Genomic DNA, 16,818 nt, shown 5'->3' with positions numbered 1-16,818 from the left:
TTTACGCTGGCCTGAAGGCCAAGGGCAAAGCGAGCAAGGTGGCGCTCGTGGCGGTCATGCGCAAAATGCTGGTGATCCTCAACGCCCGTAAGCGGGACGCCGAGGTGGCCCTCGGCTGCCCCTGACAAGACAGTTGCTACTGCCCCCTCCGGGAGCCATTGGGTTCCCGCATATCGATGCGATGCCATCACGCATCCGTCACAAAGATGTGCGTACGACAACAACCGGACAATCCCGTCACTCACTGTCTCGCCAAACGGACAATTTTGTCCGAAAATCAATCCATGACCGCTCAACGTGCCGATGCTGCCGCCCGCCGTGCCCTCATCCTCGACGCCGCCGATCATGTCTTCGGCCAACATGGCGTCACCGCCCCGCTGGACCTGGTGGTCGAACGTGCCCAGGTGGGCCGCGCCACCCTGTACCGCAACTTCCCCGACCGCACCGCGCTGATCCAGGCGCTGCTGCAGCGTACGGTCGACCGCATCCGGCGCCAGGTCGAACAGCTCGGCGACCGCGACGACGCCCTGTTCGAGGTGTTCGAAGGCATGGCCCAGCGCATCATCGATTCGCCGGCACTGGCCGACTACTGGCGTGCGGTCGATTCGGACGTGCCGTCCATGCGCGCCGCGCGCGAGACCGTGCGCGACCTGCTGGAGGAACCGATCGCCCGCGCCAAGGCCGCCGGGCTGTGCCGTGCCGACCTGGAAAAGACGGATATTTCACTGATCTCGGGCATGCTGGGTGCGGCCCTTCGCGGCAAGACCCGCGACGAGCGCGCCCAGCTGGCCGGGCGCGCCCTGCAGCTGCTGCGTGGGGGTCTCCAGGGAGCTGCCAGCGAGGCCCGTTGATGGTCCAGCCGTATCTGAAGCCGGTTCCGGATTGGGAGGAGCATGAGAAGCCGACCATGCCCGGCTCGGCGTCGATGCCCTGGCACCCGCCGTACCGGCGCGCGGCCTATGCGCTGGTATCGCTGCTGGTGGCGATCACCGGCGGCCTCGGCAATGCGCTGGTCACCGCCAACCTGCCGTTCCTGCAGGGCCAGCTGGCACTGACACCGACCCAGGGCAGCTGGCTGGTAGCGGCCTATGCCATGGTCAACGTCACCGCCAACCTGCTGGCCTTCAAGTTCCGCCAGCAGTACGGCATCCGCCTGTTCGCCGAGATCGGGCTGGGCCTGTATGCGGCGCTGGCAGTGCTGCACCTGTTCGTCGGCAGCTTCGAGACCACGATGCTGACCCGTGCCGCCAGCGGCTTCGCCGGCGCGGCGTGTTCAACGCTGGGCACGCTGTACATGCTGCAGGCACTGCCGCGAAGGTTCACCGGCAACCTGCTGGTGATCGGTGTCGGCCTTTCGCAGCTGGCGGTGCCGATTGCCTGGATCGTCTCGCCGGGCCTGGTCGATACCGGCCAATGGCACCAGCTGTACTCGTTCGAGGCCGGTCTGGCCCTGTGTGCGTTCGCGGCGGTGGTGCTGCTGAAGCTGCCGCCGGGCATCCAGGTCAAGGCCTTCGAACCGCTGGATTTCCTCACCTTCGCCCTGCTTGCCCCGGCCGTTGCCCTGCTGGTGATCGTGCTGGCGCAGGGCTACACGCGCTGGTGGCTCAACACTGCGTGGCTGGGCTGGGCGCTGATCGCCTCGATCGTGCTGTCCACCACCGCCCTGATCATCGAGCACTACCGGCGCAACCCGTTGCTGCAGATCCGCTGGCTGTCGACGCTGCCGGTCCTGCATTTCATCGTCGGCGCCTTCCTGATCCGCTTCCTGACCACCGAGCAGTCTTACGGGGTGGTCAACCTGATGCGTACGCTGGGCATGGGGCCGGACCAGATGCGCCCGCTGTTCGTGGTGATCCTGGCCGGCGTGGTCACCGGCATCGCCGGCGCCGCGTTGACCTTCGGGCCCAAGCGGTTGATCGCCCAGTTGCTGATGGCGATCCTGCTGCTGGGAGCCGCCGCGTTCTTCGACCAGCACCGCACCAGCCTCGATCGGCCGCACGACTTCTATGTCAGCCAGTTCCTGGCGTCGGTGGGCGCCGGCATGTTCATGGGCCCGCTGATCATGCTCGGCATTTCCGCCGCGCTGAAGCAGGGCGTGGACCACATGATCACCTTCCTGGTGACGCTGTCGATCACGCAGACGCTCGGCGGCCTGGCCGGCTCGGCAGTGCTGGGCACCTTCCAGCTGCATCGGGAGCAACTCTATTCCAGCGCGTTGACCAGCCAGCTCGACCCGGCCGATCCGGTGGTCGCGCAACGCCTGCGCATCCAGCAGCAGCTGTACGCTGCGCAGATCACCGACCCGGTGCTGCGCAGTGCGCAGGGCAGCGCGCAGCTGGCACAGACCACGCGCCGCGAAGCCAACGTGCGTGGCTTCAATGACGTGTTCACGCTGAGCGGCTGGCTGGCGATCGGCTTCCTGTGCTGGCTGCTGCTGCTCTCGCTGCGCACTGCCGTACGCAAGCAATGGCGCAAGCGCCACCCCACTCCTCCCATTGCGGCCACGCCAGCCGCGCCCCGCTGAGTTCTCGACCATGCCCCCCGTCCCGCCCCGACCCGACGACGCCGACAACGTGACCCCACCGCCGCCGACCGACGCGGCGCCTGCGCCCACGCCCGTTGAACCGGCGGCCGCGCCGAAATACCTCAAGCCCAGCGCGCGCAGCGTGGTAGTGATGGTGGTGGTGGCCCTGCTGGGCATCGCGCTGATCCTGCGCGCGTGGCACCTGTGGCCGTTCACCAGCAGCGTGATGGTGACCGACAACGCCTACGTGCGCGGGCAGATCACGGTGATGGCACCCCAGGTGAACGGCTATGTCACCGAAGTGCTGGTGAAGGATTTCCAGCATGTGCGGCAGGGCGAGCCGCTGCTGCGCATCGATGACCGCATCTATGCGCAGCGCGTGGCCCAGGCGCAGGCGACGCTGGACAGCGCGCGCGCGGCGCTGGCCAATTCGGACCAGTCACAGGCGCAGAACCGCGCACAGATTGCGTCCGCCCGCGCCACGCTGTCGGCCGGCCAGGCGGAACTGCAGCGTTCGCGCAATGAGTTGAAACGCTACGAGGAACTGGCGGCGCAGCAGCTGGTGTCCATCAACGACCGCGACAAGTTCCGCACCACCCAGGCGTCGGCACAGGCCAGCGTGCAACAGGCGCAGGCGCAGATCCGCATCGCCGAGGAGACCCTGGTATCGACCCAGGTGGCGCGCAAGAGCCTGGAGGCCCAGGTGGAGAGCGCGCAGGCGCAGCTGGAGCTGGCACGCATCGACCTGGCCAACACGGTGATCCACGCGCCGCGCGACGGCCAGATCAGTGAGGCCAGCGTACGCGTGGGCCAGTACGTCGCGGCCGGTTCGCAGCTGCTGTTCCTGGTCCCCGATACGCTGTGGGTGGTGGCCAACTACAAGGAGGGCCAGACCTGGGGAATGGCGATCGGCCAGCCGGCCACGTTCTCAGTGGACGCGTTCCAGGGCCAGGTGCTGCGGGGCCGCGTGCAGGAGATCGCGCCGGCCACCGGGTCGGAATTCAGCGTGCTGCGCCCGGACAATGCCAGCGGCAACTTCACCAAGGTGGTGCAGCGGCTGCCGGTGCGGATATCGATCGAGCCGGGCCAGGAACTGGCGGCACGGCTGCGCCCGGGCATGTCGGTGATCGTGCGGGTGGATACCCGGTCCAAGCCGATGGACTAGGACGCAGGCCCTGTCGCACCGATATGAAACGGGGTCAGATCCCTTTGCCACTGGCAAAGGGATCTGACCCCGTTTCCAAAATGCCGGCCAGCAGCCGGCACTACCGATCCGTTACCCGGCGCAGCGCGCGCAGAGGCCGTGCACTTCCAGCGTCTGCGCCTGTGGCTGGAAGCCCAGCTCCTTGGCGCGCTTCTCCAGCTGGGTGACGATCTCGCGGTCTTCCAGCTCCACTGCGCTGTGGCAGCTGTTGCAGATCAGGAACGGCACCGAATGCGCGGCACTGCTGGGATGGTGGCAGGCCACGAAGGCATTCACCGATTCCAGCTTGTGCACGAACCCGTTGGCCATCAGAAAGTCCAGCGCGCGGTACACGGTGGGCGGGGCATCCGCGCCCACGCCCTTGCCGTTGCGCACCCATTCCAGCAGCTCGTAGGCCTTGACCGGCTTGCCGGCCTCGGCGATCAGCTTCAGCACATTGGCGCGGATCGGGGTCAGGCGCAGCCCGCGTTCGCGCGAGACACGCTCGACCACCGCCACGAAATCCGATGCGTCGTGGACGTGGTGGTGCGGGGCGGTACAGGCAGTGGCGGTCTTGGCGGGCATGCGTGTTCTCCGGTTCGGGCCTGGCGGGGATGCGTCAGGCCGTTGCTACCTTGGTGATGGCCACATCGATGCGTTTCAAGGCCTGCTCGCGGCCGGCCAGGTACACGGTGTGGGAAATGTCAGGACTGACCTGGGTGCCGGTGATGGCCACGCGCAGCGGCTGGGCGACCTTGCCCATGCCGATTTCCAGTGCCGCCGCCGCGTCATGCAGGGCCACGCCCACCGCCTCGGCGGTCCACTCCGGCAACGCCGCCAGCAGCTCGCGGGCCTTGCCCAGCGCGACCTCGGCACCGGCCTTGAGGTGCTTGGCCACCGCCGCTTCGTCGTACTCGGTCAACGGCTGGTACCAGACCACGGCCTTCTCGGCCATTTCCTTCAGGGTCTGCACGCGTTCACGCAGGGCGATCACCACGTCCTCCGGGGCCGGGCCGGCGGCCACGTCCAGGCCCAGTTTCTGCAGCTGGTAGACCAGGTGCGGCACGATGCTGGCCACGTCCTCGGTCTTCAGGAAGTGCTGGTTGACCCAGCCCAGCTTGGCCATGTCCAGGCGCGAGGCCTTGGAATTGCAGTCCTTCACGTCGAACAGGTCGATCAGCTCCTGGCGGCTGAACAGCTCCTGGTCACCGTGCGACCAGCCCAGGCGGGCCAAATAGCTCAGCAGCGCGTCGGGCAGGTAGCCGGCGTCCTTGTACTGCATCACGTCGGCCGCACCGGTGCGCTTGGACAGCTTGGCGCCCTGCTCGTCCAGGATCATCGGCATGTGGCCGAACTTCGGCACCGGGGCCCCGATGCCTTCGTACAGGTTGATCTGGCGCGGGGTGTTGTTGATGTGGTCGTCGCCGCGGATGACCTCGGTGATGCCCATGTCCCAGTCGTCCACCACCACCGCGAAGTTGTAGGTCGGGTAGCCATCCGGGCGGAAGATCACCATGTCATCCAGCTCGCTGTTGGCGATCTCGATGCGGCCCTTGATCAGGTCATCGAACACCACCGTGCCTTCCAGCGGATTCTTGAAGCGGATGACACGGTTCGGGTCGTCCCGGTACGGCAGGCCGAGCTCGCGCGCGGCGCCGTTGTAGCGCGGCTTCTCCTGCCTGGCCGTGGCGGCCTCGCGCATGGCGTCCAGTTCTTCGCGGGTTTCATAGGCGTAGTACGCCTTGCCTTCAGCGATCAGCTGCTCGGCCACTTCCCGGTAGCGGGCAACGCGGTCGGTCTGGTAGATCGGGCCTTCGTCGTAATCCAGGCCCAGCCAGTCCATCGCCTCCAGGATGGCGTCGATCGCGCCCTGGGTGCTGCGTTCACGGTCAGTGTCCTCGATGCGCAGCACGAACTCGCCGCCGCGGTGGCGGGCCTCCAGCCAGCAGTACAGCGCGGTGCGGGCACCACCGATATGCAGGTAACCGGTGGGACTGGGGGCGAAGCGGGTGCGGCAGGTCATGGAGGGCTCGAGGAACGGGAATCCCCCCGATTTTACCAGCCCACCGCCCCCGACGGAAAAAGGGGACGGAGGGGATTAAGTCGCGATTGCCCAGCCCGTGGGCACTGCAACCGGGCAACGGAGGGGAGATACGACTTAATCCCCTCCGTCCCCTTTTACGGTTCGGCCTTGCGCGGGAACGGCTGCTCGCGCATGGCGGCGTTGTAGGCGAACGAGGCGACGATGGCCGCGGCCTGCTTCAGGTCTTCCGGCTCGGCGTGGTCCCAGGTGTCCAGGTGGCTGTGGTGGACATTGGTGAAGTAGTCCAGCCGGTCCTGGATGAACTGGAAGCCCGGCAGGCCGATGCGGTCGAAGCTGATGTGGTCGGTGCTGCCGGTGTTGCGGGTGGCCACGGTGGTGGCGCCCACGTCATGGAACGGGGCCAGCCAGGCTTCGAAGATCGGCATAGCCGCCAGGTTTTCCTGCGCGTAGATGCCACGGAACCGGCCCGAGCCGTTGTCCATGTTGAAGTAGACCTGGAACCTGCTGTAATCGCGGGTCTTCTGCAGCGCACCGGTTGGCTCGCGCAGCGACGCCGGCAGCGCCTTCTGGGCCGGGTCGGTGGGCTCCGGGAACCGGCCGAAATGCTTGGCCACATATGCCTGCGAGCCGATCAGCCCCTGCTCTTCGCCGCTCCACAGCGCCACGCGGATCGTGCGCTTGGGCTTGGCGCCAGTGGCCTTGAGGATGCGCATCGCCTCCATCATCACCGCCACGCCGGCGGCGTTGTCGGCTGCGCCCGTGCCGCTGTGCCAGGAATCCAGGTGCGCACCGATCATCACCACTTCATCGGGCTTGCTGCTGCCACGGATCTCGGCCAGCGTGTTGTAGCCGGGCTGGTCGGCCTCGTCAGTGAAGCGCGCGGCCACGTCCACGCGCAGGCGCACGGGCTGCTTGGCCTTCAGCGCGCGCACCAGCGGGTTGAAGTGCTCGCTGATCATCGCCAGCTCGGGAATGCCGACCGCCTCGCCGGCCTTGCGCGAACCGCCACCGGCGACGCGGATGATGCCGTTGTCCCAGCTGCTGACGCTGATCGAGGCCAGCGCGCCCTCTTCGACGAAGAAGGCGTTGACCTTGCTCGCCAGCAGCTGGCGCTCCTGGTATTCCTTGACCCGCTTGGCGCGCTCGGCGGTGGCGTCCTGGTCCTTGGGCACGGTGAACGCCTGCAGGCCTTCCAGCGAGGTCGCGTCGTGCCGGTGCGAATCCGGTTCGGTGCCGCGCTTGTACTCGCGCGCCTCGCCCAGCAGCAGGATTTTGCCGCGCAGCTTGCCGCGGTACTTCTCGATGTCTTCGGGCTTCTTGATGTCGACCTGCACCAGTTCGCCTTCGACCGGCCCGTTCGTGCCCGGCGTCCAGGCCTTCGGCAGCGCATGCAGCGGCTGGATGCGGTCACCCAGCATTTCCACGCTGGCCGAGGTGAACTCCCAGCCACGGCCGAAGTCATCAAAGGCTTCATCGTGGACGTTGTCCAGCTTCCATTCGGTGAACTTGCCGCGGGTCCATGCGTTGGCGCGGCCCATCGCCGGCGAGTTGGTCAGGCGCGGGCCGATGCGCTCGGTGAGATAGCTGAAGGTGTCCATCACCTGCGAACGGTGGAACGCCTCCTGCCGGATGCGGCTGACCATGTCCAGGTCCACCGCCTCGCGCTGCTGCGCCACGGCATTGCCCCCGATCGCCAGCGCTACGGCCAGCACACCCCACTTCAACACATCGCACCCCTGCCCTTCGGCTCGATCATCAACCCACCGAGTCTAGCCAGCGGGGACGGGCGGATACCGTCCCATCGGTCATGGACAGCGGTAGAAGCGTGCGAACCACGGTTCGCACCCACAGAAGAGTGCTTGGTTCGCACCTGCCGAGCCGCTTCACCCACTCCACCCCAGCCACAGCTGCGCCCGCTCCGGGAGCAGCAGCAACCAGTGCCGCCGGTCGAAGCTGCTGCAACCGTACACCGCCGCATGCGCAGGCCAGTCATCGGGCAGGCCGCCGATGCCGATCTCGGCCAGCGCGTCCGCCCCGGCCTTCCATGGCCGGTAGCGCGGCACCTTCCCCGCCAGCGCGCCGCGTCCCTGCCGCGCGTGCTGCAACCAGGCCAGTCCCTGGCCCCGCAGTCCCTCGCAGGTCACCGCCGCCAGCTGGAAGCGGACCAGGCCGGGGGCGATCCGTGCCCCCGGCAGGGCCGCCAGCACGCCATGTGCCTGCAGCAGTGCATCCACTTCCAGCAGAGCCGGAATGCCCTGCCGCGCCCGTTGCCGGAAACTCTGGCGCCAGCCCATGGCGCGCTCCTTACTTCAGGTCCGCGCCGAGCGCGTACCAGTCGACCCGGCGGGTCACCCACATCGCCAGCGCCAGGATCACGAACAGCAGCAGCGACCCCATCAGCAGAGCGTTGTTCTCCGACACCAGCAGGCCATACAGCGCGCCGTACAGCACGGTCAGCAGCGCAGCGAAGCCCAGGCCGCGCTTCCAGTGGCCCAGCACGTTGGCCAGGTACACCGCCTGCAGGCCGATACAGGCCACCGCCGAAACCAGGTAGGCCTTCCAGAAAGCGATGTGCTCGGACAGGCTGATCAGCAGCAGGAAGAAGATCGCCAGCGCCAGCCCGACCATCAGGTACTGCAGCGGATGGATGCGCAGCGACTTGATCAGCTCGAACAGGATGAAGCCGACGAAGGTCAGCACCACGAACAGCACGCCGTACTTGGAGGCCCGGTCGGCCTGCGTGTAGGCATCGACCGGATCGACCAGCGACACCGTCACTGCCTGCGAATCGATGGCGCCGTCGCTACGCAGCTGGCGCTGTGCGTCGGAGGCCAGCGAAGACACCGCCCACTGTGCATCGAAGCCGCCGGCATCGACGCGGCGCTCGTTGGGCAGGAAAGCACCGCTGAACGACGGATGCGGCCAGCTCGACCGCAGCGCGATGCGGGTGTCGTCACCCACCGGCACCACCGACAGCATGCGGCTGCCATCCAGGCGCAGGTCCAGCTCAACGGTACTGGCCGCGAGGGTGCCGCCCTGATCCACCGCGAAACCCCTTACCGGCGCATGCAGGCCACGCCCGATCTCGCTGGCCGCGCCGACGCCCGGCAACAGTCGCAGCGGCTTGCCGTCCACCCGCAGGTTCGGCGTTCCCACCAGGCCACGCACATCGGAAACCCCGAGGGCAACGTACGGCTGCCCATACGTGCGTCCCGCCTTCACCGGATAGTCGTCGGCGGCGAAGCTCGCCTTCAGCTGGCCGTTCCAGCTGTACACCGGCACCTTGAACAGGCCGACCTCGCGCTGGCTCGGCAGCATCTCGCCACCCACCTCCAGCGACGCCGGCATCTGCAGCCAGTGGCCCTCGGTCACCTGGATCTCGGTCTTCTTGACGCCCAGCGGGTCAACAAGTTCAACCTGCTTGCGTTCCACCCACGGCACCACCCGTACCGGCCCCACCAGCTGCTGCGCCCCGGCGCGGCTGTCGGCCACCCGGGTAAAGGCTTCGTCACTGTACTGGCTGCGCTCGTTGATGACGCCGCGGATCATCATCAGCGGCACCAGCAGCAACAGGATCAGCCCGCCGACAATGGCGAACCGCAGCAGCATCTTCAGGGATTTCATGGTCCATCCTCGTTGGAGAGGGCTGCAGGATGGACCGCCGCGGTGAGCGGGGTTTGTGGCGAATTTGAAGCGAGGGTGAAGTCAGCGGCGCGGGCGCTGGCCCGGGTTCGCCAACGGCAGCCACAGGCTGGCCACGGTGCCACCGCCGTCGCGGGCGTCGACGCTGGCGCGGCCGTCATGCAGGCGCGCGACCTCCTGCACGAACGGCAGGCCCAGGCCGGAACTGCGCCGGCCGCTGCCCGGTCGCGCCAGCGAATAGAAGCGCTCGAACACGCGTTCGCGCGCATAGTCGGGAATGCCGGTACCGCGGTCGGCCACCTGCAGGCGCACGCCCTGCCCATCCACCTCGGCCTGCAGCGCGATGTCCGCGCCGGCCGGCGAGAAGGCGATCGCGTTGTCGATCAGGTTGTGCAGCGCCTGCCGCAGCAGATAGGCGTCGCCCTGCACGCGCAGGTCGGGCGCGCTGCCGATGCTGACCTGCACGCCGGCCGCCTGCGCGCGCACCTGCGCGGACGCTGCCGCATCGGCCAGCAGCGACGGCAGCGCGATGGGGTCGCGGGTCTGCAACCAGCCATGCTGTTCCACCTCGGCCAGGGCCAGCAGCTTGTCGATGGTCTCGGTCAACCGCTCCTGCTGGTCGACGATGCTGCGCGCGAAATGCACGCGGTCAGCCTCCGGCAAGGGTTCCTGCAGCAGCTCGGCAGCACCGCGGATCGCCGCCAGCGGGCTCTTCATTTCATGCGTCAGTGACTGCACGTACTGCTCGACGTAGGCCTTGCCTTCCAGCTTGCGGCGCATCGTTTCCAAAGCCTGGCCCAGGTCGCCGATCTCGTCGCGGCGCCGCCGCGGCGGCGGCACCGGTTCGCCGGCAGTGACCGCGCGCGCATAGCGGCTCAGCTGGCCCAGGCCGGTGGTGAGCCACATCGTCACCAGCACGCCGACCAGTGCCGACAATCCGATCAGCCAGGCACCGCGCTCGATGATGGCGCGCTGGCTGGCGGCGATGAACGGATCGATGCTCCGATTGGGCTGGGCCAGGCTGAGCACGCCGATCAGGGTCCGCCCATCGGCCGGGTCGTATACCGGCGCGGCCACATGCATGACCGTATCGCCTTCCTGACCCGGGATCTCGGGGCTGGAACGGGCACCGTACTCGCCTCGCAGGGTGCGGTACACGTCGTTCCAGCGCGAGTTGTCGCGCCCCAGGTCGCGGCCCAGCGAGTCATAGATGACGATGCCCTTGGCGTCGGTGATGGTCACCCGATAGTCCAGCGAGCGCTTAGGGAAGCGCCAGACCATCGCCTTCAGGTCGCGCTGCCGCGCCTTGGCCAGGTTGCGGGTGAAACTGCCGCTGCGGAGCGTGCCCGCCTTGACGTCGGCGGCCGCCATCTCGGCCAGCACGTTGGCAGCATCGACCAGGGTCGACTCCATCGCCTGGCGCACGCCGGGCTTCACCTCGTTGACGAACACGCGCATCACGAAGAACGCGGCGATGCCGGTGATCAGGAAGAAGCCGAGGAACAGCTTCAGTACCAGGCGCATGGCTAGACCTCCAGCGCGTAGCCGAGGCCACGGTGGGTGCGGATCGGGTCGCTGGCGCCGGCCGCGCGCAGCTTGGCGCGCAGGGTCTTTACGTGGGTGTCGACCGTTCGGTCGGCGCTGTCGGCACTGCTGTCCCATCCGCGATCCATCAGCTGGGCACGGCTGAGGATCGCCCCCGGCCGCTGCAGCAGGGCCTCCAGCAGCGCGTACTCGTAACGGGTCAGGTCCAGCGCGTGGCCACGGAAGCGGATGCGCCGGCCTTCGCGGTCGATGGCGAAGGCGCCATGTTCCTGCCAGCCCGCCTCGGCGCTGGTTGCTGCCACCGCCGGTGCCGCACGACGCAGCCGCGCGCGCACCCGCGCCACCAGTTCGCGCGGCGAGAACGGCTTGGTCATGTAGTCGTCGGCGCCCAGCTCCAGGCCGAGCACGCGGTCCACTTCATCATTGCGGGCGGTCAGGAAGATCACCGGCAGCTGCGCCGCCGGCCCGGGCTGCGCGCGCAGCCGCCGGCAGACCTCGAAACCGCCCAGGTCGGGCAGGCCCACGTCCAGCACCACCACGTCGATATCACCGGCCTGCAGCCGCTGCAGGGCCTCCCCGCCCAGCAGGCAGTGGCTGGCGGCATAGCCTTCGCTGCGCAGCGCGTACAGCACGGTTTCGGCGATGGCGGCTTCGTCCTCGACCACCAGGACATGGGCAACGGGAGCTGTCATGGCGCGCAGCATAGCCGCTGCGGCCGCCGCCCCGTACACTGCCGCCCATGAACTATCGCCACGCCTTCCATGCCGGCAACCACGCCGACGTGCTCAAACACATCGTGCAGCTGGCCCTGATCGACAGCTTCAAGCGCAAGGACAGCCCGTTCTTCGTGCTGGACACCCACGGCGGTGCCGGCCGCTACCTGCTGGCCAGCGAAGAGAGCCGCAAGACCCTGGAGGCCGAATCGGGGATCATGCGGCTGATGGCACAGCCCAGGCTGCCGGAGGTGGTCGAGCGCTATCTGAAGGCCGTGCAGGCCGACAATCCGGTGGGGGCACTGACCAATTACCCCGGTTCGCCGCTGCTGAGCGCCCAGGCGATGCGTGCGCAGGACCGGATGGCGGTGTGCGAACTGCAGGAAGCTGAAACGGCCACGCTGAAGGCACTGTTCGCCCATGACAGCCGCGTCGACGTGCGCGCCGGCGACGGCTACGCCCTGCTGCGTTCGCTGCTGCCGCCGAAATTCAACGGCAGCAAGATCGGTCGGGGCCTGGTGCTGATCGACCCGCCCTACGAGGCGCAGGACGCCGAGTACCAGAACATCCTGGCCGCCCTGGCCGAGACCCTGGCGCGCTGGCCGCAGGCCACCTGTGCGGTCTGGTTCCCGATCAAGCAGCGCCGCACCATCCTGCATTTCCTGCGCAAGGCCTCCGCCCTGCCGGTGAAATCGGCGATGACGATCGAGTTCCTGGTGCGTCCGGACGACTCGCCGCTGCGCCTCAATGGCAGTGGCATGCTGCTGCTCAACCCGCCATGGCAGTTCGACCGGGTGGTCGGCCCGGCCCTGCCGGCGTTGCGCCAGCACCTCGGCGAACCCGGCGCCAGCACCCGCCTGGACTGGCTCAAAGCCCCCGAATAGCGGCCTTCACGAGGCTGTACCGCCGTGAGCCTTTCGTTCACGGAATGCAGCCCCGGTGATGCCACAATCGATGGACCACCAAGGAATCACCCGGTATGGCCACTCGCAACCGCATGCCGCCCTGGCATGAGATCTTCAAGGCTCCCAGCGGCCACGAGCTGCTGATCCGCCCCATCCGCCCGGAAGATGGCGCACCGCTGCAAGCGGCGTTCAGCCTGTTCGGGCCGGAAGAAATCCGCGATCGTTTCCTGCAGGCGGTGACCGAGCTGTCGCCGGAAACCACCCAGCGCCTGACCCATCCCAATCCCAAGACCGAGATCACCCTGGTCGCAGCCGAATCGCTGCCCGCGGGCGAAGCGGTGGTCGGCGCGGTTGCCCGGGCCTCGATCATCCCCGGTACCCGCGAGGCCGAGTACGCGATCCTGATCAGCCGCTTCCTGATCGGCCAGGGCCTGGGCCGGCAGTTGATGCGCAAGCTGGTGAAGTGGGGCCGTGGCAAGTACCTGGACCGCCTGTACGGCGATGTTGCCGCCGAAAACGAGCCGATGAAGCAGCTGGCCGCCTCGCTGGGCTTCAAGCCGGTGCCGCACCCGGCCGGTGCCGAGGGGCTGGTGCGCATGGTGCTGGAGCTGGACAACTGACGGAGGCGCCGGGCCTTGCCCGCCGACGCATTCCGGTAATGCCGGCCGCTGGCCGGCATTGCCAAACCCCAACGGTACATGAGGCGGCCAGCCAGCGGCCGGCACGACCGGACGGGCGTTGACCGGGCTTCTGCTAAAATCGGCGGTCCATGTCGCGTACCTCATACCCCGCCCCGCCGCTGCCGCGCGCCGGCCAGCTCCGCGCCTGGTGGCGCGCCCCCGCATCGCCGACCGCCCTGGCCTGGTACCTGGCCCAGGCCGCGCGCTCGCACGATGCCCCGCTGCTGGTGATCGCCCGTGACAACCACGGGGCCAACCAGCTCGAAGCCGACCTGCAGACCCTGCTCGGCGGCGACCCGGCCGTGCCGGTGGTCGCCTTCCCGGACTGGGAAACCCTGCCCTACGACCGCTTCAGCCCGCACCCGGACATCATCTCGCAGCGCCTGGCCGCCCTGCACCGCCTGCCCACGCTGAAGCGCGGCCTGGTGATCGTGCCGGTGCAGACCCTGCTGCAGCAGCTGGCCCCGCGCAGCTACGTGATCGGTGGCAGCTTCGACCTGAAGGTCGGCCAGCGCCTGGACCTGGACGCCGAGAGGCGGCGCTTGGAAAGCGCCGGCTACCGCAACGTGCCGCAGGTGATGGACCCGGGTGACTTCGCCGTGCGCGGTGGCCTGCTCGACGTGTTCCCGATGGGTGCCGACGAGCCGCTGCGGATCGAGCTGCTGGACGAGGACATCGACTCGATCCGCGCCTTCGACCCGGAAAGCCAGCGCTCGCTGGACAAGGTCGACGCCGTGCACATGCTGCCCGGCCGCGAAGTGCCGATGGACGAGGCCAGCATCGCCCGCGTGCTGGCCACCCTGCGCGAGCGCTTCGACGTGGACACCCGCCGCAGTTCGCTGTACCAGGATCTGAAGTCCGGGCTGGCCCCGGCCGGCGTCGAGTACTACCTGCCGCTGTTCTTCGAGCGCACCGCGACGCTGTTCGACTATCTGCCTGACGGCAGCCTGCCGGTGGTCTGTACCGGTGCGTATGAAGCGTCCGTCGCGTTCTGGGCGCAGACCGCTGACCGCTATGAGCAGCGCCGCCATGATGTGGAGCGCCCGCTGCTGCCGCCGTCGGCGCTGTACCTGTCACCGGAGCTGCTGCGCGAGCGCCTCAATGATGCCCCGCGCATCGAGGTGTGGTCGGCGGACCACGCACGCATCGCCGACGCGCACGCGCTGGGCGACCAGCCGCTGCCACCGCTGCCGGTGGCGGCGCGCGATGCGCCGGCCGGCGAGGCGCTGAAATCCTTCCTCGGCCATTACCCGGGCCGGGTGCTGATCGCGGCCGATTCGCCCGGCCGCCGCGAGGCCCTGCTGGAAGTGTTGCAGGCCGCTGAACTGAAGCCGCCGGTGGTGGCCGACCTGCCCGGCTTCCTCGCCGACGATGCGCGCTTCGCGATCGCGGTGGCGCCGCTGGAAGATGGCTTCGCGCTGGACGACCCGCGCATCGCGGTACTGACCGAGCGCCAGCTGTTCCCCGAGCGCGCCGGCAGCACCCGCCGCACGCGCCGTGCCGGGCGCGAGCCGGAAGCGATCATCCGCGACCTCGGCGAACTGACCGAAGGCGCGCCGATCGTGCACGAGGACCATGGCGTCGGCCGCTACCGTGGCCTGATCGCAATGGATGTCGGCGGCATGCCCGGCGAGTTCCTGGAAATCGAGTACGCCAAGGGCGACCGGCTGTATGTGCCGGTCGCGCAGCTGCACCTGATCAGCCGCTACTCCGGTGCGTCGCCGGAAACCGCGCCGCTGCACTCGCTCGGTGGCGAGCAGTGGAGCAAGGCCAAGCGCAAGGCCGCCGAGAAGGTGCGCGACGTTGCCGCCGAACTGCTGGAAATCCAGGCCCGCCGCCAGGCGCGTGCCGGCCTGGCATTGCAGGTGGACCGCGCGATGTACGAGCCGTTCGCGGCCGGTTTCCCGTTCGAGGAAACCCCGGACCAGCTGGCGGCGATCGATGCCACGCTGCGTGACCTGGCCAGCAGCCAGCCGATGGACCGCGTGGTCTGCGGCGACGTGGGCTTCGGCAAGACCGAGGTTGCGGTGCGGGCTGCCTTCGCCGCGGCCAGCGCCGGCAAGCAGGTGGCCGTGCTGGTGCCAACCACGCTGCTGGCCGAGCAGCACTACCGCAATTTCCGCGACCGTTTCGCCGATTACCCGCTGAAGGTCGAGGTGCTGTCGCGCTTCAAGACCAGCAAGGAAATCAAGGCCGAACTGGAGAAGGTCGCCGCCGGCACCATCGACGTGATCGTCGGCACCCACCGCCTGCTGCAGCCGGACGTGAAGTTCAAGGACCTGGGCATGGTCATCGTCGACGAAGAGCAGCGTTTCGGCGTGCGCCAGAAGGAAGCGCTGAAGGCGCTGCGCGCCAATGTGCACCTGCTGACCCTGACCGCCACACCGATCCCGCGCACGTTGAACATGGCCATGGCCGGCCTGCGCGACCTGTCGATCATCGCCACGCCGCCGCCGAACCGGCTGGCGGTGCAGACCTTCATCACCCAGTGGGACAACGCTCTGCTGCACGAGGCGTTCCAGCGCGAGCTGGCGCGTGGTGGCCAGCTGTACTTCCTGCACAACGACGTGGAGAGCATCGGCCGCATGCAGCGCGAGCTGTCCGAGCTGGTGCCCGAAGCCCGTATCGGTATCGCGCACGGGCAGATGCCCGAGCGCGAGCTGGAAAAGGTGATGCTGGATTTCCAGAAGCAGCGCTTCAACGTGCTGCTGTCGACCACGATCATCGAGTCCGGCATCGACATCCCCAACGCCAACACCATCATCATCAACCGCGCCGACCGCTTCGGCCTGGCCCAGCTGCATCAGCTGCGCGGCCGCGTCGGGCGTTCACACCACCGCGCCTACGCCTACCTGATCACCCCTGACCGCCGCGCGATCACGCCCGATGCCGAAAAGCGCCTGGAAGCGATCGCCTCGATGGACGAACTGGGTGCCGGTTTCACCCTGGCCACGCACGATCTGGAGATCCGTGGCGCCGGTGAACTGCTCGGCGAGGACCAGAGCGGGCAGATGGCCGAAGTCGGCTTCAGCCTGTACACCGAGCTGCTGGAGCGCGCGGTGCGCAGCATCAGGCTGGGCAAGCTGCCCGACCTGGATGCCGGCGAGGAAGTACGCGGCGCCGAGGTCGAGCTGCATGTGCCGGCGCTGATCCCGGAAGACTACCTGCCCGACGTGCACACCCGCCTGACGCTGTACAAGCGCATTTCCAGCGCGCGCGACAGCGACGCGCTGCGTGAGCTGCAGGTGGAGATGATCGACCGCTTCGGCCTGCTGCCGGATGCAGCCAAGCACCTGTTCGCCATCGCCGAGCTGAAGTTGAAGGCCAACACGCTGGGCATCCGCAAGCTGGACCTGGGCGAGAACGGTGGCCGCATCGTGTTCGAGTCCAAGCCCAACATCGACCCGATGGCGGTGATCCAGCTGATCCAGAAGCAACCGAACCTCTACGCCATGGAAGGGCCTGACAAGCTGCGCATCAAGCATCCGCTGCCGTTGCCGGAAGACCGCTTCAACGCGGCCCGCGCCCTTCTGACCACCCTCGCCCCGGGTTGATCGCCCCCCCGCACACCCGCATCGGCGC

The 16,818-nt window shown here is 68.2% G+C and carries 13 protein-coding genes and 1 pseudogene; 7 read left to right on the top strand and 7 right to left on the bottom strand.

Annotated features, from left to right (window positions below):
• The 4 genes and pseudogenes from AC5P9I_RS10305 to AC5P9I_RS10290 all read left to right on the top strand — a co-directional run.
• Nucleotides 1-125, top strand: a pseudogene (locus AC5P9I_RS10305) (IS110 family transposase); the annotation flags it as partial.
• Between the two features lie 159 nt (nucleotides 126-284).
• Entirely contained in the window at nucleotides 285-851 is a 567-nt protein-coding gene (locus tag AC5P9I_RS10300; RefSeq protein WP_019659167.1) for a TetR/AcrR family transcriptional regulator, read from the top strand.
• Nucleotides 851-2,524 carry an MFS transporter gene (locus AC5P9I_RS10295; RefSeq protein WP_049466893.1) on the top strand — a complete coding sequence of 558 codons (1,674 nt, stop codon included), beginning with the start codon at nucleotides 851-853 and terminating at the stop codon, nucleotides 2,522-2,524. Before AC5P9I_RS10300 ends, AC5P9I_RS10295 begins: the two co-directional genes overlap by 1 nt.
• Nucleotides 2,525-2,534: 10 nt before the next feature.
• On the top strand, nucleotides 2,535-3,689 hold the full coding sequence (locus tag AC5P9I_RS10290) for an HlyD family secretion protein (RefSeq protein WP_049466896.1): 1,155 nt from the start codon (nucleotides 2,535-2,537) through the stop codon (nucleotides 3,687-3,689).
• Nucleotides 3,690-3,800: 111 nt separating this feature from the next.
• Here the strand turns inward: AC5P9I_RS10290 and AC5P9I_RS10285 are convergent, their stop codons facing one another.
• The 7 genes from AC5P9I_RS10285 to creB all read right to left on the bottom strand — a co-directional run bounded on the left by AC5P9I_RS10285 (nucleotide 3,801) and on the right by creB (nucleotide 11,642).
• Nucleotides 3,801-4,292 carry a Fur family transcriptional regulator gene (locus AC5P9I_RS10285; RefSeq protein ID WP_004150412.1) on the bottom strand — a complete coding sequence of 164 codons (492 nt, stop codon included), beginning with the start codon at nucleotides 4,290-4,292 and terminating at the stop codon, nucleotides 3,801-3,803.
• Nucleotides 4,293-4,326: 34 nt separating this feature from the next.
• Nucleotides 4,327-5,730: a glutamate--tRNA ligase gene (gltX, locus tag AC5P9I_RS10280; RefSeq protein ID WP_049466891.1), complete on the bottom strand. Its 1,404-nt coding sequence runs from the start codon at nucleotides 5,728-5,730 to the stop codon at nucleotides 4,327-4,329.
• A 155-nt stretch (nucleotides 5,731-5,885) separates the two neighbouring features.
• Nucleotides 5,886-7,478 (bottom strand): M20/M25/M40 family metallo-hydrolase, encoded by a 1,593-nt coding sequence (locus tag AC5P9I_RS10275; protein ID WP_088476018.1) that lies wholly within the window; start codon nucleotides 7,476-7,478, stop codon nucleotides 5,886-5,888.
• A gap of 156 nt (nucleotides 7,479-7,634) precedes the next feature.
• Nucleotides 7,635-8,045 carry a hypothetical protein gene (locus AC5P9I_RS10270; protein WP_049466889.1) on the bottom strand — a complete coding sequence of 137 codons (411 nt, stop codon included), beginning with the start codon at nucleotides 8,043-8,045 and terminating at the stop codon, nucleotides 7,635-7,637.
• Between the two features lie 10 nt (nucleotides 8,046-8,055).
• Nucleotides 8,056-9,375, bottom strand: coding sequence for a cell envelope integrity protein CreD (gene creD, locus AC5P9I_RS10265; protein WP_049466888.1), 1,320 nt, complete (start codon nucleotides 9,373-9,375; stop codon nucleotides 8,056-8,058).
• A gap of 81 nt (nucleotides 9,376-9,456) precedes the next feature.
• Nucleotides 9,457-10,917, bottom strand: a complete 1,461-nt coding sequence (gene creC, locus AC5P9I_RS10260; protein ID WP_049466885.1) for a two-component system sensor histidine kinase CreC — start codon at nucleotides 10,915-10,917, stop codon at nucleotides 9,457-9,459.
• Between the two features lie 2 nt (nucleotides 10,918-10,919).
• Nucleotides 10,920-11,642 carry a two-component system response regulator CreB gene (creB, locus tag AC5P9I_RS10255; RefSeq protein WP_080375629.1) on the bottom strand — a complete coding sequence of 241 codons (723 nt, stop codon included), beginning with the start codon at nucleotides 11,640-11,642 and terminating at the stop codon, nucleotides 10,920-10,922.
• A 35-nt stretch (nucleotides 11,643-11,677) separates the two neighbouring features.
• Here creB and AC5P9I_RS10250 point away from each other — a divergent pair, with 35 nt between their 5' ends.
• The 3 genes from AC5P9I_RS10250 (at nucleotide 11,678) to mfd (ending at nucleotide 16,790) form a co-directional block, all read left to right on the top strand.
• Complete coding sequence (locus AC5P9I_RS10250; RefSeq protein WP_049466883.1) at nucleotides 11,678-12,535, top strand: 23S rRNA (adenine(2030)-N(6))-methyltransferase RlmJ; 858 nt, start codon at nucleotides 11,678-11,680, stop codon at nucleotides 12,533-12,535.
• 95 nt (nucleotides 12,536-12,630) lie between these two features.
• Nucleotides 12,631-13,176, top strand: a complete 546-nt coding sequence (locus AC5P9I_RS10245; RefSeq protein WP_014646444.1) for a GNAT family N-acetyltransferase — start codon at nucleotides 12,631-12,633, stop codon at nucleotides 13,174-13,176.
• 149 nt (nucleotides 13,177-13,325) lie between these two features.
• Nucleotides 13,326-16,790, top strand: a complete 3,465-nt coding sequence (mfd, locus tag AC5P9I_RS10240) for a transcription-repair coupling factor (protein ID WP_130768590.1) — start codon at nucleotides 13,326-13,328, stop codon at nucleotides 16,788-16,790.
• Nucleotides 16,791-16,818 lie beyond the last annotated feature (28 nt).

Source organism: Stenotrophomonas sp. YJH_SMC_29 (assembly GCF_059371235.1).
This window is presented reverse-complemented; position numbering and strand designations above follow the sequence as displayed.